This is a genomic window from Pseudomonas fluorescens (genome assembly GCF_902498065.1).
GTDB classification, from domain to species: domain Bacteria; phylum Pseudomonadota; class Gammaproteobacteria; order Pseudomonadales; family Pseudomonadaceae; genus Aquipseudomonas; species Aquipseudomonas fluorescens_BJ.
In genome coordinates, this window is sequence record NZ_CABVIR010000005.1 from 329,340 (window position 1) to 351,906 (window position 22,567).

At 61.0% G+C, this 22,567-nt stretch carries 18 protein-coding genes; 12 read left to right on the plus strand and 6 right to left on the minus strand.

Translation table 11 applies throughout. The features are described 5' to 3' along the window. Nucleotides 1-2 precede the first annotated feature (2 nt). Nucleotides 3-662 (minus strand): GntR family transcriptional regulator, encoded by a 660-nt coding sequence (locus F8N43_RS19940; RefSeq protein WP_150631664.1) that lies wholly within the window; start codon nt 660-662, stop codon nt 3-5. A gap of 268 nt (nt 663-930) precedes the next feature. On the opposite strand from F8N43_RS19940, the gene xdhA reads away from it, so the two are divergent. The 4 genes from xdhA to guaD all read left to right on the plus strand — a co-directional run bounded on the left by xdhA (nt 931) and on the right by guaD (nt 7,077). After that, nucleotides 931-2,385, plus strand: coding sequence for a xanthine dehydrogenase small subunit (gene xdhA, locus F8N43_RS19945; RefSeq protein WP_150654221.1), 1,455 nt, complete (start codon nt 931-933; stop codon nt 2,383-2,385). Continuing rightward, a complete protein-coding gene (xdhB, locus tag F8N43_RS19950; RefSeq protein WP_150631655.1) occupies nt 2,378-4,777 on the plus strand; it encodes a xanthine dehydrogenase molybdopterin binding subunit in 2,400 nt (799 codons plus the stop codon). The genes xdhA and xdhB overlap by 8 nt, the downstream gene beginning before the upstream one ends. Nucleotides 4,778-4,921: 144 nt before the next feature. Further along, the gene (gene xdhC / locus F8N43_RS19955; RefSeq protein WP_150654222.1) at nt 4,922-5,764 is read left to right on the plus strand and encodes a xanthine dehydrogenase accessory protein XdhC; all 843 of its coding nucleotides are present in this window, start codon (nt 4,922-4,924) and stop codon (nt 5,762-5,764) included. Nucleotides 5,765-5,772: 8 nt separating this feature from the next. Continuing rightward, nucleotides 5,773-7,077 (plus strand): guanine deaminase, encoded by a 1,305-nt coding sequence (guaD, locus tag F8N43_RS19960; RefSeq protein ID WP_150654223.1) that lies wholly within the window; start codon nt 5,773-5,775, stop codon nt 7,075-7,077. Nucleotides 7,078-7,253: 176 nt separating this feature from the next. Here guaD and F8N43_RS19965 read toward each other — a convergent pair whose 3' ends face one another. Beyond that, on the minus strand, nt 7,254-8,018 hold the full coding sequence (locus F8N43_RS19965; RefSeq protein WP_150631658.1) for a GntR family transcriptional regulator: 765 nt from the start codon (nt 8,016-8,018) through the stop codon (nt 7,254-7,256). A gap of 282 nt (nt 8,019-8,300) precedes the next feature. On the opposite strand from F8N43_RS19965, the gene F8N43_RS19970 reads away from it, so the two are divergent. The 3 genes from F8N43_RS19970 (at nt 8,301) to F8N43_RS19980 (ending at nt 12,603) form a co-directional block, all read left to right on the plus strand. Continuing rightward, nucleotides 8,301-9,491: a benzoate/H(+) symporter BenE family transporter gene (locus F8N43_RS19970; protein WP_150631659.1), complete on the plus strand. Its 1,191-nt coding sequence runs from the start codon at nt 8,301-8,303 to the stop codon at nt 9,489-9,491. Between the two features lie 401 nt (nt 9,492-9,892). After that, nucleotides 9,893-11,014 (plus strand): HlyD family secretion protein, encoded by a 1,122-nt coding sequence (locus F8N43_RS19975; protein ID WP_150654224.1) that lies wholly within the window; start codon nt 9,893-9,895, stop codon nt 11,012-11,014. Next, complete coding sequence (locus F8N43_RS19980; RefSeq protein ID WP_150654225.1) at nt 11,011-12,603, plus strand: DHA2 family efflux MFS transporter permease subunit; 1,593 nt, start codon at nt 11,011-11,013, stop codon at nt 12,601-12,603. The genes F8N43_RS19975 and F8N43_RS19980 overlap by 4 nt, the downstream gene beginning before the upstream one ends. On the opposite strand, the gene F8N43_RS19985 is transcribed toward F8N43_RS19980, so the two are convergent. Beyond that, nucleotides 12,604-13,044, minus strand: coding sequence for a carboxymuconolactone decarboxylase family protein (locus F8N43_RS19985; RefSeq protein ID WP_150634094.1), 441 nt, complete (start codon nt 13,042-13,044; stop codon nt 12,604-12,606). It abuts the gene before it with no gap. A 307-nt stretch (nt 13,045-13,351) separates the two neighbouring features. On the opposite strand from F8N43_RS19985, the gene F8N43_RS19990 reads away from it, so the two are divergent. From F8N43_RS19990 to F8N43_RS20000, 3 genes are all read left to right on the plus strand, one after another. Continuing rightward, entirely contained in the window at nt 13,352-13,858 is a 507-nt protein-coding gene (locus F8N43_RS19990; protein WP_150637535.1) for a sigma-70 family RNA polymerase sigma factor, read from the plus strand. Then, the gene (locus F8N43_RS19995; protein ID WP_150654226.1) at nt 13,858-14,817 is read left to right on the plus strand and encodes a FecR domain-containing protein; all 960 of its coding nucleotides are present in this window, start codon (nt 13,858-13,860) and stop codon (nt 14,815-14,817) included. The genes F8N43_RS19990 and F8N43_RS19995 overlap by 1 nt, the downstream gene beginning before the upstream one ends. A 101-nt stretch (nt 14,818-14,918) precedes the next feature. Continuing rightward, a complete protein-coding gene (locus F8N43_RS20000; RefSeq protein ID WP_150637539.1) occupies nt 14,919-17,348 on the plus strand; it encodes a TonB-dependent receptor in 2,430 nt (809 codons plus the stop codon). 151 nt (nt 17,349-17,499) lie between these two features. On the opposite strand, the gene F8N43_RS20005 is transcribed toward F8N43_RS20000, so the two are convergent. The 3 genes from F8N43_RS20005 to F8N43_RS20015 all read right to left on the minus strand — a co-directional run bounded on the left by F8N43_RS20005 (nt 17,500) and on the right by F8N43_RS20015 (nt 20,741). Beyond that, a complete protein-coding gene (locus F8N43_RS20005; protein ID WP_150634090.1) occupies nt 17,500-18,942 on the minus strand; it encodes a mechanosensitive ion channel domain-containing protein in 1,443 nt (480 codons plus the stop codon). Between the two features lie 180 nt (nt 18,943-19,122). Next, complete coding sequence (gene ycaC / locus F8N43_RS20010; protein ID WP_150634089.1) at nt 19,123-19,749, minus strand: isochorismate family cysteine hydrolase YcaC; 627 nt, start codon at nt 19,747-19,749, stop codon at nt 19,123-19,125. Nucleotides 19,750-19,874: 125 nt separating this feature from the next. Then, nucleotides 19,875-20,741, minus strand: coding sequence for a pirin family protein (locus F8N43_RS20015; protein WP_150634088.1), 867 nt, complete (start codon nt 20,739-20,741; stop codon nt 19,875-19,877). A gap of 105 nt (nt 20,742-20,846) precedes the next feature. On the opposite strand from F8N43_RS20015, the gene F8N43_RS20020 reads away from it, so the two are divergent. Both F8N43_RS20020 and F8N43_RS20025 read left to right on the plus strand, forming a co-directional pair. Further along, a complete protein-coding gene (locus F8N43_RS20020) occupies nt 20,847-21,755 on the plus strand; it encodes a LysR substrate-binding domain-containing protein (RefSeq protein ID WP_150637544.1) in 909 nt (302 codons plus the stop codon). 97 nt (nt 21,756-21,852) lie between these two features. Then, nucleotides 21,853-22,392 (plus strand): PaaI family thioesterase, encoded by a 540-nt coding sequence (locus tag F8N43_RS20025; protein ID WP_150634086.1) that lies wholly within the window; start codon nt 21,853-21,855, stop codon nt 22,390-22,392. Nucleotides 22,393-22,567: the final 175 nt, after the last annotated feature.

The following is a 22,567-nucleotide window of genomic DNA, read 5'->3' on the forward strand; positions in this document are numbered from 1 at the left end:
GCTTAAGCGTCCGTCAGGGCAGAGATCACCAGATCGCAACTGCGCTGGCAATACGCGGTCAGCACGGTGCGGATCAGCGCATAGTCACGGGCGATCACGGCCGCCAGCAAGCGTTCGAACAGTTCCAGATACTCGCTCATCGAGGCCTTGCGCTGCTCCAGGGCGAGGAAATACGCACGGCTCATGGCCGGCTGCAGATTCTCGACGGTTTCCTGCAAGTACGGGTTGTTGGCAAACTCGTACGTGGCACGCATCACATTGAAACTGTCGTCGACGAAGGCATGGATGTCCTGGCGCTCGTAGCTCGCGGTCAGGCGCTGCTGGATCTGCACGAACGGCGCCAGGTCGGCCTGGACTTTCCAGCCAGCGGCCACCGCATTGGCGAGCAGGATGTACATCTCGCCCATCAACGCGCACAGGCTCTGCACCTTGTGTGCGGTAAGTTCGGTCACGTGGGCGCCGCGTCGCGGCAGGATCGCGATCAGGTGGCGTCGTTCGAGGATCAGCAAGGCTTCACGAACCGAGCCGCGGCTGACATTGAGGGCCAGCGTGACCTTCTGTTCCTGGATGCGCTCCCCCGGCTTCATTTCGCCACGAATGATGCGTTCGGCGAGGTGGTGAGCAATTTGCTCGGCGAGGCTGTCCGGCGCCTTGAACGTCATGGTTGTCCCTTCAAACTCTTCGATCTGCACAAGCGGCGCAGTGTAGCGCACATGAAGGGTCATGGCGGAGTGCCCACTCGGCGGTTTTTGGCACGAATCCCGCAAAAAAGCAGGCAATCCCGCAAGGGTCAATAATGAAGGAACAGGTTGTTGATCGACAAAACGCTATTTCCTGACCTTTAAGTCAGAAAATCATTGACCCGAAAGTCAGACCTGATAAATTCGGTCCAAGTCGGTTAACAACAATAATGAGTCTGCGAGGCCTTCCGTGATCCAGTTTTTACTAAACCAGGAACTCCGTAGCGAGCACGCCCTGGACCCGAACCTGACCGTGCTCAACTATCTGCGCGACCATGTGGGCAAACCCGGCACCAAAGAAGGCTGCGCCAGCGGTGACTGCGGCGCGTGCACCGTGGTGGTCGGCGAGTTGCAAACGGATGACGATGGCCGCGAACACATTCGCTATCGCAGCCTCAATTCGTGCCTGACGTTCGTTTCGTCGCTGCACGGCAAACAGCTGATCAGCGTCGAAGACCTCAAGCACCAAGGCGAACTGCACAGCGTGCAGAAAGCCATGGTCGAGTGCCATGGCTCGCAGTGCGGTTTCTGCACCCCCGGTTTCGTGATGTCGCTGTTCGCGCTGCAAAAGAACAGCGACCAGCCGGACTCGCATAAAGCGCACGAAGCGCTGGCCGGCAACCTCTGCCGCTGCACCGGCTATCGGCCGATCCTGGAAGCTGCCGAGCAGTCCTGCTGCGGTAAGCAACCGGACCAATTCGATGCTCGAGAAGCCGATACCATCGCCCGCCTTAAAGCCATCGCCCCCACCGATATCGGCGAACTCAACAGTGGCGACAAGCGCTGCCTGGTGCCGCTGACCGTCGCCGATCTGGCCGACCTCTATGACGCTTATCCACAGGCGCGGCTGCTGGCCGGCGGCACGGACCTGGCGCTGGAAGTCACCCAGTTCCACCGCACCCTGCCGGTGATGATTTACGTCGGCAACGTCGCCGAGATGAAGCGCATCGAACGCTTTGACGATCGCCTGGAAATCGGCGCTGCGACCGCCCTCTCCGATTGCTATGAAGCCTTGAAAGCCGAGTACCCGGACTTCGGCGAATTGCTGCAACGCTTCGCTTCCCTGCAGATCCGCAACCAGGGCACCCTCGGCGGCAACATCGGCAACGCCTCGCCGATCGGTGACTCGCCTCCGCTGCTGATCGCCCTCGGCGCGCAAATCGTCCTGTGCAAAGGCGAGGCTCGCCGCACCCTGGCGCTGGAGGATTACTTCATCGATTACCGCGTGACCGCGCGCCAGGAAAGCGAGTTCATCGAGAAGATCATCGTGCCGCGTGCCAGTGCCGAACAGCTGTTCCGTGCCTACAAGGTTTCCAAGCGTCTGGACGATGACATTTCCGCCGTCTGCGCCGCCTTCAATCTGCGCCTTGAAAACGGCGTGATTGCCGATGCCCGCGTGGCATTTGGCGGCATGGCTGCCATCCCGAAACGCGCCGCCCACTGTGAAGCCGTATTGTTCGGCTCACCGTTCAACCACGCCACCGTCGAACGCGCCTGCGCCGCACTGGCCGAAGATTTCACGCCGCTCTCGGACTTCCGCGCCAGCAAGGAATACCGCCTGCTCAGCGCGCAAAACCTGCTGCGCAAATACTTCATCGAACTGCAAACGCCGCACATCGAGACTCGGGTGACCGCTTATGTCTAACCATCACGCCGTAGAGAAGACCCAGGCCGAATTGGCTGAACTGTTCGCCAAGGACCTGACCACCGGTGTCGGCCGCAGCGTCAAGCATGACAGCGCCGCCAAGCATGTGTCCGGTGAGGCGCAGTACATCGACGATCGACTGGAATTTCCGAACCAGCTGCACGTTTACGCCCGGCTATCGGACCGCGCCCACGCGAAAATCATCAGCATCGACACCAAGCCCTGCTACGCCTTCGAAGGCGTGCGCATCGCCATCACCCATGAAGACGTGCCCGGTCTGAAAGACATCGGGCCGTTGCTGCCGGGTGATCCATTGCTGGCGATTGATGATGTGCAGTTCGTCGGTCAACCAGTGCTCGCCGTCGCCGCAAAAGACCTGGAAACCGCTCGCAAAGCGGCGATGGCCGCGATCATCGAATATGAAGATCTTGAGCCCGTTCTGGACGTGGTCGAAGCCTTGCGCAAACGCCACTTCGTGCTCGACAGCCACACGCATCAGCGTGGTGATTCGGCCGGTGCCCTGGCCACCGCTGAACATCGTATTCAAGGCACGCTGCACATCGGCGGCCAGGAACACTTCTACCTCGAAACCCAGATCTCTTCGGTGATGCCGACTGAAGATGGCGGGATGATCGTCTACTGCTCGACCCAGAACCCCACCGAAGTGCAGAAACTGGTGGCCGAGGTTCTGGACGTTTCGATGAACAAAATCGTCGTCGACATGCGCCGCATGGGCGGTGGTTTCGGCGGCAAGGAAACCCAGGCCGCGAGCCCGGCGTGCCTGTGCGCGGTGATCGCGCACCTCACCGGCCAGCCGACCAAAATGCGCCTGCCGCGGGTCGAAGACATGCTGATGACCGGCAAGCGTCACCCGTTCTACGTCGAGTACGACGTGGGCTTCGACAGCACTGGCCGGCTGCACGGCATTGCCTTGGAACTGGCCGGTAACTGCGGTTGCTCGCCGGACCTCTCGGCGTCGATTGTCGACCGGGCGATGTTCCACGCCGACAACTCGTACTACCTGGGCGACGCGACCATCAACGGTCACCGCTGCAAGACCAACACCGCGTCGAACACCGCGTACCGGGGTTTCGGCGGGCCGCAAGGCATGGTCGCCATCGAAGAAGTCATGGACGCGATTGCCCGCCATCTGGGCCTCGATCCGCTGGCGGTGCGCAAGGCCAACTACTACGGCAAGACCGAGCGCAACGTCACCCACTACTACCAGACCGTCGAGCACAACATGCTCGAAGAAATGACCGCCGAACTGGAAGAAAGCAGTCAGTACGCCGAGCGCCGCGAAGCGATTCGGCGCTACAACGCCAACAGCCCGATCCTGAAAAAAGGCCTGGCGCTGACGCCGGTGAAATTCGGTATTTCCTTCACCGCCAGTTTTCTCAACCAGGCCGGTGCGCTGATCCACGTCTACACCGATGGCAGCATCCACCTGAACCATGGCGGCACCGAAATGGGCCAAGGCCTGAACACCAAGGTTGCGCAAGTCGTGGCCGAAGTCTTCCAGGTGGAAATGGACCGCGTGCAGATCACCGCGACCAACACCGACAAGGTGCCGAATACCTCGCCGACGGCGGCTTCCAGCGGTGCCGACCTGAACGGTAAAGCCGCGCAGAACGCGGCGGAAATCATCAAGCAACGCCTCGTGGAATTTGCCGCGCGGCAGTACAAGGTCAGCGAAGAAGACGTGGAATTCCACAACGGTCACGTGCGGGTTCGTGACCATATCCTGACGTTCGAAGCGTTGATCCAACAGGCGTATTTCGCGCAGGTGTCGTTGTCGAGCACCGGGTTCTACAAGACCCCGAAAATCTTCTACGACCGCAGTCAGGCGCGGGGTCGGCCGTTCTACTACTACGCCTTCGGCGCGGCATGCTGCGAAGTGATCATCGACACCCTGACCGGCGAGTACAAGATGCTGCGCACCGACATCCTCCACGACGTCGGCGCCTCGTTGAACCCGGCCATCGACATTGGTCAGGTCGAGGGCGGCTTTATCCAGGGCATGGGCTGGCTGACCATGGAAGAGCTGGTGTGGAATGCCAAGGGCAAACTGATGACCAACGGCCCGGCGAGCTACAAGATCCCGGCCGTGGCGGACATGCCGCTGGACCTGCGGGTGAAGCTGGTGGAAAACCGCAAGAACCCGGAAGACACGGTGTTCCATTCCAAGGCGGTGGGTGAGCCGCCGTTCATGCTCGGCATTGCCTCGTGGTGTGCGATCAAGGATGCGGTGGCGAGCCTGGGCGACTACAAGCATCAACCGAAAATCGATGCCCCGGCGACGCCGGAGCGGGTGTTGTGGGGGTGTGAGCAGATGCGGCAGTTGAAGGCGGCGAAGGCTGAGGAAGCCGAAACCGAGTTGGCTTCGCTCTAGGACCGAGGCGCGCCCAATCGCCAGCAGGCTGGCTCCCACAGGATTTTGCGCTGAATTCAGATTCTGTGGACACCACAAAACCCTGTGGGAGCTAGCGTGCCAGCGATGAGGCCCGGATAGACAACACAGATGTCGAGGTGAAACATGTACAACTGGATCGACGCCCTCGCCGACCTGCAAAACCGGGGTGAGCCCTGCGTGTTGGTGACCATCATCGAAGAGCTCGGCTCGACGCCGCGCAATGCCGGTTCGAAGATGGTCATCAGCGCCACCCAGGCCTACGACACCATCGGTGGTGGACACCTTGAATACAAGGCCATGCAGATCGGCCGCGAGATGCTCGCCAGCGGCAAACAGGACACGCACCTGGAGCGTTTCAGCCTCGGCGCCAGCCTCGGCCAGTGCTGTGGCGGCGCAACCGTGTTGCTGTTTGAACCGATGGGCCAGGTGCAGGCGCAGATCGCCGTGTTCGGTGCCGGGCATGTCGGTCGCGCGCTGGTGCCGCTGCTCGCCAGCCTGCCCTGCCGCGTACGCTGGATCGATTCCCGGGAAGATGAATTCCCCGAACAGATCCCCCACGGCGTACGCAAAATCGTCGCCGAAGAGCCGGTGGATGAAATCGACGACCTGCCCGCCGGCAGTTACTGCATCGTCATGACCCACAATCATCAGCTCGACCTCGAACTCACCGCTGCGATCCTCAAGAGCAACGACTTCGCCTACTTCGGCCTGATCGGTTCGAAGACCAAACGGGTGAAGTTCGAACACCGCCTGCGCGATCGCGGTTTTGACAGCAGCGTGCTGCAACGCATGCGCTGCCCGATGGGCATCGGCGAAGTCAAAGGCAAGCTGCCTGTGGAAATCGCCATCTCCATCGCCGGCGAAATCATCGCCACCTATAACGCGAATTTCGGCCAGCACTCCGCCAGCGCCGGATCGATTGCCAAACTGCTGCCTGCCTCACGCCGCAGCCAAGCCTCTAATTGAGAACGCCCATGCCTCTGACTCGCAAAGCCTACCGCGCCGCCATCCTGCACAGCATCGCCGACCCTGCCATCGTTGGCATCGAAGCCTCGTACGAGTATTTCGAGGACGGCTTGCTGGTGGTCGATAACGGCCAGATCAGTGCCCTCGGCCACGCCAGCGAACTGCTGCCAACCCTGCCGGCCGATATCGAGATCACTCATTATCAGGACGCGCTGATCACCCCCGGATTCATCGACACCCACATCCACCTGCCGCAAACCGGCATGGTCGGTGCCTACGGCGAGCAGCTACTGGACTGGCTCAACACTTACACGTTCCCGTGTGAGAGCCAGTTCGCCGACAAGGCACACGCCGACGAAGTCGCGGACATTTTCATCAAGGAACTGCTGCGCAACGGCACCACCACCGCGCTGGTGTTCGGCAGCGTGCACCCGCAATCGGTGAACTCGTTCTTCGAAGCCGCCGAACGACTGGACCTGCGGATGATCGCCGGCAAGGTGATGATGGACCGCAACGCGCCGGACTACCTGACCGACACCGCCGAATCCAGCTACGTGGAAAGCAAGGCGTTGATCGAACGCTGGCACGGCAAGGGTCGCTTGCACTACGCCGTCACGCCGCGCTTCGCCCCGACCAGCACCCCGGAACAACTGACCCTCGCCGGTCAGTTGCTGAGCGAATATCCGGACCTGTACATGCAGACCCACATCAGCGAAAACCTCAAGGAAGTCGAGTGGGTCAAGGAACTGTTCCCGGAGCGCAAGGGCTACCTCGACGTCTACGATTACTACCAGTTGCTGGGCGAGCGCTCGGTGTTCGCCCACGGCGTGCACCTGTGCGACGACGAATGTGCACGCTTGGCCGAAACCGGTTCGGCGATTGCCTTCTGTCCGACCTCGAACTTCTTCCTCGGCAGCGGTTTGTTCAATTTGCCAATGGCCGAGAAGCACAAGTTGAATGTCGGCCTGGGCACGGACGTGGGTGGCGGTACCAGTTTCTCGCTGCTGCAAACGTTGAACGAAGCGTACAAGGTCATGCAGTTGCAAGGCGCGCGGTTGAGCCCGTTCAAATCGCTGTACCTGGCGACCCTCGGCGGTGCACGTGCGTTGCGTCTGGAAGACAAGATCGGCACGTTGCTGCCCGGCACCGATGCCGACTTCCTGGTGCTGGATTACAACGCTACACCGCTGTTGAGTTATCGCTTGAAGCAGGCGAACAACATTGCCGAGACGTTGTTTGTGTTGATGACGCTGGGGGATGACCGGACTGTTCTGCAGACGTATGCGGCGGGGAATCAGGTGCATCAGCGCTAATTCTTTCAGGTATAAAAAATCCCCCGGTGGTGTTCAGCCCCGGGGGATTTTTATTGCCTGTCAGATTGCTATCGCTGGCAAGCCAGCTCCCACAGGATTTGGTGTATCGCGGATCTGGTGAACCCCACAAAACATTGTGGGAGCTGGCTTGCCAGCGATGGGGACGACACAGTGCTTCAGATTTTCGCCGACGAACGCCCCGGCTTCTTGGTCTGCAACAAATGCGAGAACACCGCATGCAAATCATCCGACGCACTTTCCTCGTCGAGGTTGAGTTTGCTGTCGATGTGGTCCATGTGATGCATCATCAGGTTCACCGCCAACTCACCGTTGCGCGCTTCAATGGCGTCGATCAGTTGGGTGTGCTCGTCGTAGGAACAGTGCGAACGGTTGCCGCTTTCATACTGGGCGATGATCAACGAAGTCTGGGACACCAGGCTGCGCTGGAAGCTGATCAGCGGAGCGTTCTTCGCTGCTTCGGCCAGCTTCAGGTGGAATTCGCCCGACAGACGGATACCGGCACCGCGATCGCCACGGGAGAAGCTGTCGCGTTCGTCGTTGACCATCTGGCGCAATTCGGCGATCTGCTCGGCGGTGGCGTGTTGGACCGCCAGTTCAGTGATCGCCCGCTCGACCAGACGCCGGGCGAGGAACACCTGACGCGCTTCTTCGACACTCGGACTGGCAACCACGGCACCACGATTGGGCCGCAGCAGCACGACACCTTCATGGGCCAGGCGCGACAGCGCACGGCGAATGATGGTGCGACTGACCCCGAAAATTTCCCCCAGCGCTTCTTCGCTCAACTTGGTGCCGGGCGCCAGGCGCTGTTCGAGGATGGCCTCGAAGATATGCGCGTAGACAATATCGTCCTGGGTACCGCTGCGGCCGGCTTTGCCTGCTCGCGGTTGTTTCTTGAGGGGTTGCAACTGTTCGTTCATGGGCACTCGAGTCGGGAGAACTGCGGCGAATTGACCGTGACTGTAATACGGCACAGTGGGTCGCTGGCAAGTATCGCGTAAAAAACACCGCGATTGTACACAATGGATGGTGGCAACACGACTGTACGGCTGTTTGTCGCCTCCGCTGTATTGCAACGATTGCTTACGTTTGAGTTTAGGCTTGATCACAGAATCCGCAGCGCGATCTCCTGTAGGAGCCGGCTCCTGAAAGGGTTGGCGTTGCTGTGGATATTTTCGTACGCATTAAGGAACACCGCTGTCATGAACGACGCCACGCACACGCAGCTCCGCCCGTTGGCGGATACGTCTCCCTCCGCCATCGTTGCCGGGTTCATCGCGATGATGACCGGCTACACCAGTTCCCTGGTGCTGATGTTCCAGGCCGGGCAAGCGGCAGGCCTGACCAGTGGGCAGATTTCTTCGTGGATCTGGGCGATCTCCATTGGCATGGCGGTGTGTTCGATCGGCCTGTCCCTGCGTTATCGCACGCCGATCACCATCGCCTGGTCGACACCCGGCGCGGCGTTGCTGATCACCAGCCTGGGCGGTGTGAGCTACGGCGAAGCCATTGGCGCCTACATCACCTGTGCGGTGCTGGTCACAGTGTGTGGCTTGACCGGCAGCTTCGAACGCCTGATGAAGAAGATTCCAGCGTCATTGGCCGCGGCGTTGCTGGCGGGGATTCTGTTCAAGATCGGCAGTGAAATCTTCGTCGCCGCCCAGCATCGCACTGCGCTGGTACTGGGAATGTTCTTCACGTACCTGGTGGTCAAGCGCCTGTCGCCCCGCTACGCAGTACTGGCTGCACTGCTCATTGGCACGGCGCTGTCAGGGTTCATGGGGCTGCTGGATTTCAGCGCGTTTCACCTGGAAGTGGCGACACCAGTCTGGACCACGCCGCACTTTTCCCTGGCTGCGACCATCAGCATCGGCATTCCGCTGTTTGTGGTGGCGATGACCTCGCAGAACATGCCGGGGATTGCGGTGTTGCGCGCCGACGGTTACACGGTGCCGGCCTCGCCGCTGATCACCACAACGGGCATCGCCTCGCTGCTGTTGGCGCCGTTCGGTTCCCACGGGATCAACCTGGCTGCCATCAGCGCAGCGATTTGCACCGGGCCGCATGCCCACGAAGACCGCAACAAGCGATATACGGCAGCGGTGTGGTGCGGGATTTTCTACGGAATCGCCGGGGTGTTCGGCGCGACGCTGGCGGCGTTGTTCGCTGCATTGCCCAAAGAACTGGTGCTGTCGATTGCGGCGCTGGCGCTGTTCGGTTCGATCATCAATGGCTTGAGCATTGCCATGACCGAGGTGAAGGAACGCGAAGCGGCGCTGATCACCTTTATGGTCACGGCGTCGGGGCTAACGCTGTTTTCCATCGGTTCGGCGTTCTGGGGCATTGTGGCGGGGGTGTTGACGCTGGTGATCCTGAATTGGCGTAAAGGCTGAAGAGTATCGCTGGCAAGCCAGCGCCTACAGGGGACGACAGCGAACTCCAGTTTCAAGCGCCACACTGATCAACTGCAGGAGCTGGCTTGCCGGCGAAGACGGCCTGAAGATCGATGCAAATCCAAAGGCCGAATCGCCAGCAAGCCGGCTCCTGCATCTATGGTTTTCAGTGAACTCCACGATCAATGACCGAACGGCTTCTTGTGTGTGCCAACAGCATCGCCACTCCACCGCACACCCGCATCGGCAATCTGCCTTCCTCCTGGACATGACCGGCAGCCCCCCTGGCCACTGGCGCAAATAAGCACCTGACAGCCGGCAGCAAAAATCAATTGCCACCAAATATTACATACGTCATATTACGCACGTAATTTAACGCCGATTCCCACAGGTAATCCTCCATGACCCGCATGCCCAGCCTTGAACCCGACGTCGCTGTTGCGGTGAGCACGCCCAAGCCTCCCCTGCTCAAGCGCCTGATTCTGCTGACGCTGGCCATCGCGGCCCTGGTATTTGCGGGCCTTTACGCCGCTCACTGGTGGACCGCCGGGCGTTTCATCGAAGAAACCGACGACGCCTACATTGGCGGCGACGTGACCGTGATCGGGCCGAAGGTCGCGGGTTACATCGAAGAAGTGCTGGTCAGCGATAACCAGAAAGTGAAGGCCGGCGATGTGCTGATCCGCCTCGACTCCCGTGACTACCGCGCCAACCTGGCCAAGGCCGAAGGCGCGGTTGCCGCCGAAGAAGCCTTGCTCGCCAACCTCGATGCCACCGAACAACTGCAACACGCGGTGATCGGCCAGGCCCGTGCCGGGATCGATGCCACCGGCGCTGAAACGGCCCGATCGCGGGATGACAATGCACGCTACAAACGCCTGGTCGGCAGCAACGCCGTCTCCGTGGAAAGTGCGCAACGGGCCGATGCCACCTTCAAGACCGCCCAGGCATTGAGTGCACGGGCCCAGGCGGAACTGCTGGCCGCGCAACGCCAATTGAACGTGATCGACACCCAGAAACAGCAGGCACGCGCCGCGCTGATGCAGGCCCGGGCCGAACGAGACCTGGCGCAATTGAACGTCGGTTACACCGAATTGCGCGCGCCGATGGATGGCGTGATCGGCAATCGCCGGGCGCGGGTCGGCGCCTATGCGCAGGCGGGTTCGCAACAGTTGTCAGTGGTGCCGGCCAGCGGGCTGTGGGTCGATGCCAACTTCAAGGAAGATCAACTGGCGCACATGGCACCGGGCCAACGGGTGATCATTCACGCCGACGTGCTCTCGGGTCAGGTATTCCACGGTCACCTCGACAGCCTCGCACCGGCCAGCGGTTCGCAGTTCAGCGTGTTGCCACCGGAAAACGCCACCGGCAACTTCACTAAAATCGTGCAGCGAGTGCCGGTGCGGATCGTGCTCGATCCCGCCGACGGCGTGCTCGGGCATCTGCGTCCAGGCTTATCGGTGACCGCTGAAGTCGATACGCGCAAGGAGCCTGAAACGCCTGCCGTGGCCAGCGCTCCATGAGCCGCACCCTCGCCGTCCCCGCGCAGCCGTTCAACGCCGCGAACATGGCGACGGCGACCAAGGTCTTCGCCTTCGCCAGCATGTGCATCGGCATGTTCATTGCGCTGCTGGATATCCAGATCGTTTCGGCCTCGTTGCGCGATATCGGCGGCGGGCTGTCGGCAGGCACGGACGAAACGGCGTGGGTGCAGACCAGTTACCTGATCGCCGAAATCATCGTGATTCCGTTGTCCGGCTGGCTCTCCCGCGTGTTCTCGACCCGCTGGCTGTTCTGCGCGTCGGCGGTGGGTTTTACCCTGGCCAGCCTGCTCTGCGGCGCGGCCTGGAACATCCAGAGCATGATCGCCTTTCGCGCACTGCAAGGGTTTCTTGGCGGTTCGATGATCCCGCTGGTGTTCACCACCGCGTTCTTTTTCTTCACCGGTAAACAACGGGTAATCGCCGCTGCGACCATCGGTGCGGTGGCCTCATTGGCGCCGACGTTGGGGCCGGTCATCGGTGGGTTCATCACCGATATTTCCTCCTGGCATTGGCTGTTCTATATCAACCTGGTGCCGGGGATTTTCGTTGCGGTGGCGGTGCCGATGCTGGTGAAGATCGATCAGCCGGAACTGTCGCTGCTCAAGGGCGCCGACTATTTGAGCATGCTGTTCCTCGCACTGTTTCTCGGCTGCCTGGAATACACCCTCGAAGAAGGCCCGCGCTGGAACTGGTTCAGTGACCGCACGATTCTGACCACAGCATGGATCAGCGGCCTGGCCGGTCTGGCGTTCATTGGTCGAACCTTGCACGTGGCCAACCCGATCGTCGATTTGCGCGCCCTCAAAGACCGCAACTTCGCCCTCGGCTGCTTCTTCTCGTTCGTCACCGGCATCGGCCTGTTCGCCACGATCTACCTGACGCCGTTGTTTCTTGGACGAGTGCGTGGCTACGGCGCGCTGGACATTGGTCTGGCGGTTTTCTCCACCGGAGTGTTCCAGATCATGGCGATTCCGCTGTACGCCTTTCTGGCCAACCGCATCGATCTGCGCTGGATCATGATGACCGGCCTTGGGTTGTTCGCATTGTCGATGTGGGATTTCAGCCCGATCACCCATGACTGGGGAGGCAAGGAGTTGATGCTGCCGCAAGCGCTGCGCGGGATTGCCCAGCAATTGGCGGTGCCGCCTGCGGTCACCCTGACCCTCGGTGGACTGGCGCCCGCCCGGCTCAAGCACGCTTCGGGTTTGTTCAATCTGATGCGAAACCTCGGCGGCGCCATTGGCATCGCGGCCTGCGCGACCATCCTCAATGACCGGACCAATCTGCACTTCACCCGGTTGGCGGAAAACCTAAACAGCACCAACGAAGCCCTGAATCAGTGGCTGTCCCAGGTTGGCAACAACTTTGCCACGCTCGGCCAAAGCGGTGACGTGGGCGTCACCGCCAGCCTGCACCAGTTATGGCTGCTGACCTACCGCGAAGCGCAGACGCAAACCTACGGCGACGCGTTTCTGATGATCATGGTCTGTTTCATCATCGCCACGGCGATGGTGCCCTTGATGCGCAAGGTGCAACCACCGGCCGCGCCGTCAGCGGACGCTCATTGATCAGGCTTGAGGCGTTTTACGGAAGCCAACGGCCAGGCGGTTCCAGCTGTTGATGGTGGAGATCGCGACGGTCAGGTCGACCATTTCCTTGGCGCTGAACTGCGCAGCGACCACGTCGTAGTCTTCGTCCGGAGCGTGGGTCAGGCTCAGTTGGGTCAGGGACTCGGTCCAGAGCAGCGCAGCACGTTCGCGCTCGGTGAAGAACGGCGCCTCGCGCCAGGCCGTCACGGCGAACAGGCGACGCGGGGTTTCACCGCCCTTGATCGCATCGGCGGTGTGCATGTCGATGCAGAAGGCGCAGCCGTTGATTTGCGAGGCGCGCAGCTTGACCAGTTCAATCAGGTTTTTTTCCAGCGGCAGCTTCGAAACAGCGGTTTCCAGGGCGATCATGGCTTTGAGTGCATCAGGCGATGCGGTGTAGAAATCGATACGAGGTTTCATGGCAGGCTCCAGGAGCAAATGGGGGTGGAGCTAAGTTAATCCCGCCGGCCGACTGCTTAAATAGCCAATATTCCAGAAGTCGAGGAGACCACCTCCACAATCCCGGTAGTAGCCGGCTTGCTACCGATGCGGGCAACTCGGAGCAAAATTGATGACCGAGGTGATGCTGTCGCCCGCAAGCCGGCTCCTGCAAGGTGCAAAAAATAGTCTGTCGACCTGATTGCCAGCACTCGCTCCCGGCCACTAGAATGCGATCAATTCTTAATCGCACTCAGGCCAGGACGCCGGAAAAGAGTATCTGTCCCCCATGTCGTCAGCCAACCCACCTTCGAATCAGCAAATCCATACCCTTTACAGCGAGCACCACGGCTGGCTTCAGGGATGGCTGCATCGAAAACTCGGTAACCGCTGCGACGCGGCGGACCTGGCTCACGATACGTTCCTGCGCCTGTTGACCCGGCAAGTCGTCAAACCCTGGGGCAGCGAACCTCGCGCGCTGCTGACGCACATCGCCAAAGGCCTGGTGATTGATCGCTGGCGGCGTCAGGACATCGAACGCGCCTATCTGGAGACGATTGCTCACCTGCCGGTCGCCGAGGTGCCGTCACCGGAAACCCGTCTGCTGATTCTCGAAACACTGATGCGCATCGAAGCCTTGCTTCGCGAATTGCCCGCCGTCACTCGCGACGCCTTCGTGCTGTCGCAGATCGAAGGGCTGACGTACACCCAGATCGCCACACGACTGAATGTGTCGCTGATCACCGTCAAACGACACATGCGCGCCGCATTCATCGCCTGCCTGAGTGTCGCGTGATGAATTCGTCGATGATCAAACCGCATATTCTCGGCGAAGCCGCCGATTGGCTGGTGCAGTTGCATTCAGGCACCGCGACACCGTCCGACCATCAGGCCATTGCCCAATGGCGCAACCGCAGTGCCGAGCATGCGCTGGCCTGGCAACGCGCCGAAGCGCTGCTTGGAGAATTTCGCAGCGTACCGGCCAACCTGGCTATCCAGACCCTGCAACGGGCCGCGCACAAGGATGGCCTCAGCCGTCGCCAGACCCTCACGTGTCTGGGTGTGTTCCTGATGGCCGGCCCCTTGGGCATTGCCTCGCAACGCATGCCATGGCAGCAGTGGACCGCCGATCAACGCACGGCCGTCGGCGAACAGAAAAGCCTGCAACTGCCGGACGGCAGCCATGTGCTGCTCAACACCGCCAGTGCGGTGGACATTGCCTTCAACCTGCGCGAACGCCGGGTTGTGCTGCTCGATGGCGAAGTGTTGATCAGCACCGCCAAAGACCCTGGTGCCCGGCCGTTTATCGTCGAAACCCCGCAAGGCATCACGCGTGCGCTGGGTACGCGGTTTTGCGTGCGGGTCACTGACTCGCGAAGCCAGGTGTCGGTGCTCGAAGGGCTCGTGGAAGTCACGCCGCAGTTGCTGACCAAGAGTACGACCCTCAAGGCCGGTGAGCGCCAGAGTTTCAAGCTCAATCGCCTCGACCCGCTCGAAAATTTCGACACCAGTGCCCTGGCCTGGGACAAAGGCATGTTGCTGGCCAACAACATGCGCCTGGATGAGCTGCTCGGTGAATTGAGCCGTTACCGCCCCGGCGTGTTGCGCTGTCATGCGGATGTCGCGGGGTTGCGGGTCTCGGGGGCGTTTTCCCTGCGTGATACCGACGCCAGCTTGCGCCTGCTCAGCGATACGCTGCCGCTGAAAATCAGCAGCCTGACCCGGTATTGGCTGTCGGTCGAACCGCGAGTCTGAGTGCCCTGAAAAACTATTTCACAGTCCCCTGATACCTTTCTGCGTTTCGTTCGGTGTGTGGATAGACCTCTTCAATTCCACGCGCGCAACAGGAACGCCGAATGACTTCAACGCCCCCGCACCGTCCCGCCGATTTCCCGCTCAAGGTTTTGAGCCTGAGTGTTGCCCTGGCCTTCGCCGCGTGGCTGCCGATCAACAGCCATGCCGCTGACACTGTCAACGAAAGCGCCAGCCACACCCTCAACATCGGCCCGGGTCTGCTCAGCCATACCCTGGCGCAATTCGCCGTGGCGGTCGGCGTGCCGTTGTCGTTCGATCCGGCGCAACTGGGCAATCGTCAGAGTCCGGGATTGCAGGGCAACTACAGCGTGCAATCGGGCTTCGCGCAGTTGCTGGAAGGCAGTGGCTTCCAGCTGATCAGCACCGGCGCAAACGGTTACACCGTGGCGCCGCGAATGGCCGCCGGCGGTGCGCTTGAACTGGGCGCCACCAGCGTCAGCGCCCTGCGCGACGACAACGCGGACACCTACGGCGGCGGTCAGGTTGCCAAGGTTGTGCAGGTCGGCATGCTCGGTAATCAGGCCGTCAAAGACTTGCCCTTCAGTGTCACCAGTTACACCGCCAAAACCATCGCCGACCAGCAAGCGCAGACCGTGGGCGATGTGTTGCTCAATGATGCCTCGGTGCGCCAGTCCGCCGGGTTTGGCAATTTCTCCCAGGTGTTCATGATCCGCGGTTTGCCGCTGCTGTCCGATGACATTTCCTATAACGGTCTTTACGGCATCTTGCCCCGGCAGATCATCGCCACCGAAGCCCTTGAACGGGTCGAATTGTTCAAAGGACCGAATGCTTTCGTGAATGGTGTCACGCCCAGCGGCAGCGGGATTGGCGGTGGCGTCAACCTGCAACCCAAACGCGCCAACGATGTGCCGACCCGCAGCGTCACCCTCGATTACAGTGACGATGGTCGAGTGGGTGGGCACCTGGACCTGGGCCAGCGCTTCGGTGAAGACAACCGCTTCGGTGCACGGGTCAACCTGCTGCAACGCGAAGGCGCCACCGCCGTCGATGACGAAGACCGTCGCTCGTCGCTGATCAGCGTCGGTCTGGACTACCAAGGTGATCGCCTGCGGGTATCGACGGACCTGGGCTATCAGAAACAGGTGATCAATCAGGGCCGCTCGGTGATCTATGTCGATTCGACCTTGAGCAAGGCGCCCAAGGTACCGGACGCCAACGCCGGATACGCACAGAGCTGGAGCTACTCGCAACTGGAAGACACCTTCGGCATGGCCCGCGCCGAGTACGACCTCAGCGACAACTGGACCGCCTACGTCTCCGGTGGCGCCAAACACACCCGGGAAAACGGCGTGTATTCATCGCTGACCGTCACCGACCTCAACGGCAATGCCCGGGGCGGCATGCTGTACTCGCCACACGACGAGGACAACAAAAGCCTGATGACCGGCCTCAACGGCCACTTGAACACCGGGCCGATCAGTCATCAATTGAACCTGGGGCTCGCGGGTACCTGGGGCCAGCAACGCTCGGCATTCGAAACCATAGGTGCCGCTTCGCGCTACAGCACCAACCTCTACGACGTCACCGATAAACCGCGCCCAAGCCCCACATCGTTTGCCAGCGACATTCATGATCCGCGCATCGTCGGCAAGAACACCCTGCGCAGCGCGGCGGTGTCCGACACCCTGGGGTTCATCGATGATCGCGTCTTGCTCACCCTCGGCGTACGGCGCCAGACACTGAACGTCGACGGCTGGAACACCACCACCGGCGCGCGCACTTCAAGCTACGAAGAGTCGATCACCACACCGGTCTACGGCCTGGTGATCAAGCCGTGGGAACACGTTTCGTTTTATGCCAACCGCATCGAAGGCCTGGCCAAGGGCCCGACGCCGCCGACCACCGCACTCAACCGCGACGAAACGTTCGCCCCGGTGCGCAGCAAGCAAATCGAAGCCGGCGTGCGCCTGGACATGGACAGCTACGGTGCGAGCCTTGGCGTGTACCGTATCGAACAGCCGTCGAGCTACACCCAGAACGGCCTCTTTCGGGTCGACGGCCAGCAGCAAAACAAAGGCATGGAACTCAACGTCTACGGCGAACCGCTCGATGGCCTGCGCCTGCTGAGCGGCGCGACGCTGATGAAGACCGAGATCGAAGGCAGCGCCAACGGCGTCAACGACGGCAACCGCGCCGTCGGCGTGCCACGTTTTCAGCTCAACGTCGGGGCTGATTGGGATGTGCCGGGGATCGAAGGCGCGGCGCTCAGTGCGCGGATGTTGCGCACGGGCGGGCAGTACCTGAACGCTGCCAACACGCAGAGCATTCCGGCGTGGAACCGCTTTGATGTGGGCTCGCGGTATGCCTTCAAGGTGGATGAGAAGGAAATCACCTTGCGCGCCAATCTGGAGAACGTGGCGAACAAGGCGTATTGGGCCTCGGCGAATGGCGGGTATCTGACACAGGGGACGCCCAGGACGTTGAAGGTGTCGGCGACTTTGGATTTCTGATCTGAATCTGGCGGTGAGCCTGCAGCCGCCATCGCGGGCAAGCCCGCTCCCACAGTTGATCTCCAGTGAACCGGACATTTGCGTTCGACACCAATCCATTGTGGGAGCTGGCTTGCCAGCGATCCGCGCAGCGGCCATCCAACACAGATTGCTAAGCCCGACTGCGCAACCACTGCAAAAACCCTTTCTTCGCCACCACCTTCGGCGCTTCCTGGGTCAACGTCTGCGCCTTGTGCAAACGGAAATCCAGCAACGCCTTCATCGCTTCGCCGATGTCATGCCGCGCATCCAGGCACGGTTTGAGGTAGTCCTTTTCGATCCGGTACAGGCTGCAAGCGGTCTTGGCACTGAAGTCCGCCGGCAGCGCGGTGTCCGACAAGATCCCGCCCTCGCCGATCACTTCGCCCGGCCCCATGCGCCCGGATTCGAACTTGACCCCGGCGCGACTCAGCGTCACCGAGACCACGCCGGATTCGATGATGAACAGGTGATCGCTAACCTCCCCCGCCGGCAGGATCACCTCGCCGGGGCGGAAGGTTTGCAGGGTCATGTGTTGTGCGAAGGTTTCTTTCTCGTCCTGGCGCAACGTCGAGAAAATGGCCGAGCTTTCCAGCAACGCCCGTGGCCGTGACAGGCCCGCTGGTGCATTTGATTCGACGCTGGACAACAGGCTCACGCCGGACGCCTGCAAATGCCGGAAGGCCAGATCGAACAGCAGATTGCGCACCATGCGCTTCTGGTCCATCGAGACCACGAAGCCGCTGATTTCGTACTCCACGCCGGTGGCGCTCGACCCTTTGAGGGCAACGCACGGCGCCGGTTTTGCCAGCAGATATCGGCACCCCTCCATCGCCCGTTCCAGCGCATCGATCACCGTTTGCGGCCGTTCATGCGGGCTGAGTTGCAGGCTGATCGACACACCGAAAATATCACTCGGCCGGCTGAAGTTGATGATCTTGGCCTTGGCCGCCAGCGAGTTGGGGATCACCGCCATGCTGCCCTGGGACGTTTGCAGGCGCGTGGCACGCCAATCGATGTCGGTGACCCGACCTTCGGTGCCGTCGATGGAAATCCAGTCATCCAGTTGATAGGGTTTGGTGGTGTTGAGGACGATCCCCGAGAACACGTCGCTGAGGGTGCTTTGCAACGCCAGGCCGACGATGATCGCCAACGCACCGGACGTCGCCAACACGCCTTTGACCGGCAGGTCGAGCACATACGCCAGGGCCGCGATGATCGCGATCAGGAAAATCACCGCGCCGAGCAAATCCTGGAGCAAGCGCCCGGTGTGCCCGACCCGCTGCATCATCACCGCGCCGATCAACACCGTCAGGGTGCGCGCGCCGAACAGCCACCAACCAATCTGCAAACCGGTCGCCGCCAGGTGCAACGGCACGTTGTCCGCCCACGGCGCGGGCTCCAGCGGGTTCAAGCCTTCGTTGAACAACAGGACGCTGAACAACGAGAAAATCAGCAGCCGCACCACCAGTTTCCAGTTACTGCCATTGGCACTGATCAGGCGCCACAGCCCCAGATCGATGAGGATCAGGATCAGGGCACAGACCAGCGGGTGATTGGTAAGCAGTGACAGCATCAAGAACTCCAGCCATGTACGGATCGGCACAGTGTAGGAGCAAACGCGGGCCAGAGAACAATACAAAAACCTGTGGGAGCGAGCCTGCTCGCGATGGCGGTTGAACAGACACATTTGCAGTGACTGATCGGCCGCTATCGCGAGCAGGCTCGCTCCCACAGGTTACGGGTGTTGCCAGATTTATTTGCTATTGGTCAGCGTGTTGTAGCTGGTCATCAAATTGCGATAGTCCGGGATGTGGTTGGAGAACAGGGTCGCCAGGCCTTCCACGTCGTTGCGCCAGTCGCGATGCAGTTCACAGGCCAGGCCGAACCAGGTCATCAGTTGCGCGCCGGAAGACGACATGCGGTCCCAGGCCGATTGACGGGTCAGTTCGTTGAATGTGCCGGAAGCGTCGGTCACCACGAACACCTCAAAGCCTTCCGCCAGGGCCGACAGCGCCGGGAATGCCACGCACACCTCGGTCACCACGCCGGCAATGATCAGTTGCTTCTTGCCGGTGGCCTTGATCGCCTTGACGAAATCTTCGTTGTCCCAGGCGTTGATCTGGCCTGGACGGGCAATGTACGGCGCATCCGGGAACAGCGCTTTGAGCTCGGGCACCAGCGGGCCGTTGGGGCCGGTTTCGAAACTGGTGGTGAGGATGGTTGGCAGTTTGAAGTACTTGGCCAGGTCAGCCAGGGCCAGCACGTTGTTCTTGAAACGGTCGGGTTCGATGTCGCGCACCAGAGAAAGCAGGCCTGCCTGGTGATCGACCAACAGAACGGCAGCGTTATCCTTGTCGAGACGTTTGTAAGAAGTAGTCATGGGGTCATCCTCGCTTTTAATCGATGCCGAATATTCGGCGAACAGGTGTTTTGATTGATCGTTCAAACGCGGCCAGACAAGCGTAGTCAGTCAAGCCTGGCGCGGTGCAGCCGTATATCCGTGTATCAACCGCTCATCCGACCGAACCGGCCCGACTGGAAATCGGCAAAGGCCTGGTGGATTTCCTGCTCGCTGTTCATCACGAACGGACCGTGGCCGACGATGGGTTCGTCGATCGGCTCGCCGCTGAGCAGCAACACGATGGCGTCGTTATTGGCTTCCAGACTGATCTGGTGGCCGTTGCGTTCGAACAACGCCAATTGCCCTTCGCGCACCAGTTCCAGGCCATTGACCTGAACCGTGCCACGCAGCACCACCAGTGCGGTGTTGCGACCTTCATGCAGATCCAGGGTCAGCAACTTGCCGCCGTTGAGGCGCAAGTCCCAGACATCGACCGGGGTAAACGTCCGCGCCGGGCCGGTGTGGCCGTCGAATTCGCCGGCGATCAAGCGCAGGCTGCCGGCCCTGTCCTTGAGCGGGATGCTCGGAATGTCGCCATCGAGAATCGTCTGGTAACCGGCGTCGGCCATTTTGTCTTTGGCAGGCAGGTTGACCCATAGCTGCACCATTTCCAGGGTACCGCCGGTTTTGGCGAAGCCTTCAGAGTGGAACTCTTCGTGGAGAATCCCCGAGGCGGCGGTCATCCATTGCACGTCGCCAGGGCCGATCTTGCCGCCGCTGCCGGTGGAGTCGCGGTGCTCCAGTTCGCCCTTGTAAACGATAGTCACGGTTTCAAAACCGCGGTGCGGATGCTGACCAACGCCACGACGCTCGGTGGTCGGGGTGAATTCGGCAGGGCCGGCGTGATCCAGTAGCAAAAACGGGCTGATGTGTTTGCCCAGGTTGTCATAGGAAAACAGCGTGCGAACCGGAAAACCGTCGCCGACCCAATGGGTCCGCGGGCTGGTGTAGATGCCGATGATGTTTTTCATGCTGCCTCCGAAATCTGTGGTTTGACGCGATGAACAGAGCTTAAAACCGCAGCCTTTGCTGCGCTAGACTGCAAAAATCAGCCTTAGCGTTCTATATGGAGAACGATGGTGGAAGACCTCAACACCCTCTACTACTTCACCCAAGTGGTGGAACACGGTGGTTTCGCCCCCGCCGGGCGGGCGCTGGACATGCCCAAATCGAAGCTCAGCCGCCGCATCGCCGAGCTCGAAGAACGCCTCGGCGTACGCTTGCTGCACCGCACCAGCCGACACTGTTCGCTGACCGAAATCGGCCAGGCCTACTACCAGCGTTGCCTGGCCATGCGCGTGGAAGCGGAAAGCGCCGCCGAACTGATCGAACGCAACCGCTCCGAGCCCCAAGGTCTGGTGCGCATCAGTTGCCCGACCGCGTTGCTCAACTCCTGGGTCGGGCCGATGCTGACCCGCTACATGCTCAAATATCCGTTGGTTGAGCTGTTCATCGAGAGCACCAACCGCCGGGTCGACCTGATCCATGAGGGTTTCGACATTGCCCTGCGCGTGCGTTTTCCGCCGCTGGAAAACACCGACATGGTGATGAAGGTGCTCGGCAACAGCACCCAATGCCTGGTGGGCAGCCCGACGTTTGCCGAGCGGCTGTCGTCGCCCGCGTCCCCGGCCGACCTCAGCGGTTTGCCCAGCGTGCATTGGGGCGCGGCGCAGCGTGAGTATCAGTGGGAATTGTTCGGTGCGAACGGCGCCAGCGCGTTGATTCGACACGCGCCGCGCATGGTCACCGATGACTTGCTGGCCTTGCGTCACGCGGTGCTCGCAGGGATTGGCGTCGCGCATCTGCCCAGCGTGGTAGTGCGCGAAGATATTGCCGCCGGACGCCTCGTCGAGCTGGTGCCGGGTTGGGCACCCAAGTGCGGGATCGTTCATGCGATCTTCCCCTCTCGCCGAGGGTTGTTGCCATCGGTGCGGACGTTGATCGACTTTCTCGGGGAAGAATTCAGCCACGCCGACATTGCTTGAGAAGCGCGACACGCGGGGCTGGCGGAGTTTTTATTTCGGACATAATATTGGCGCAGATTACAACCATAATATCCGCGCCCGTCCGAGGACACTGAACATGCAAAGCCCCAACCGAGAAGCCACCCTCGCTCAATGGATCGCTCAGGAACAAGCCATGCGCGCTCGACTGGCCGGGCCCGGCAGTCTGTCCCTGGCCGAGGTCAGCGCGCTGTCGCCCGCCGAGTTCTTCGAGGGCATCGGTAGCGGTGAACTGCCCTCACCGCCGATTGGCACGCTGATGGATTTCATCCCTGTCGAATGGTCGGCCGGGCTGTTCATCTTCCAGGGCACGCCGGATTCGCGACATTACAACCCGCTGGGCAGTGTGCATGGCGGTTATGCGGCGACCTTGCTGGATTCGTGCATGGGGTGCGCGATTCATACGCAGCTGAAAAAGGGCCAGGGTTACACCACGCTGGATCTGCGCATCAGTTATGTCCGCGCGTTGACCGGCGCCAGCGGGCCGGTGCGTGCCGAGGGCAAGCTTGTGCACCTGGGGCGTTCGACGGCGCTGGCCGAGGGGCGGATTTATGATGCGGATGGGCGGTTGTATGCGACGGGGTCGACGACTTGCATGATTCTTGAGGCACGCGGATAAGATCCGAAACCGAGTCGCGGCCATCGCGAGCAAGCTCGCTCCCACATTGGATGTGTGTACACCGAAGATCTCCTGTAGGAGCTTGCTCGCGATGGAGCCAGACTCAACACCGACAATCCCCGGACTACTCACGATTCATGACTTGCGGTAAACAGTGCTTTGCCCCACCAGCGGT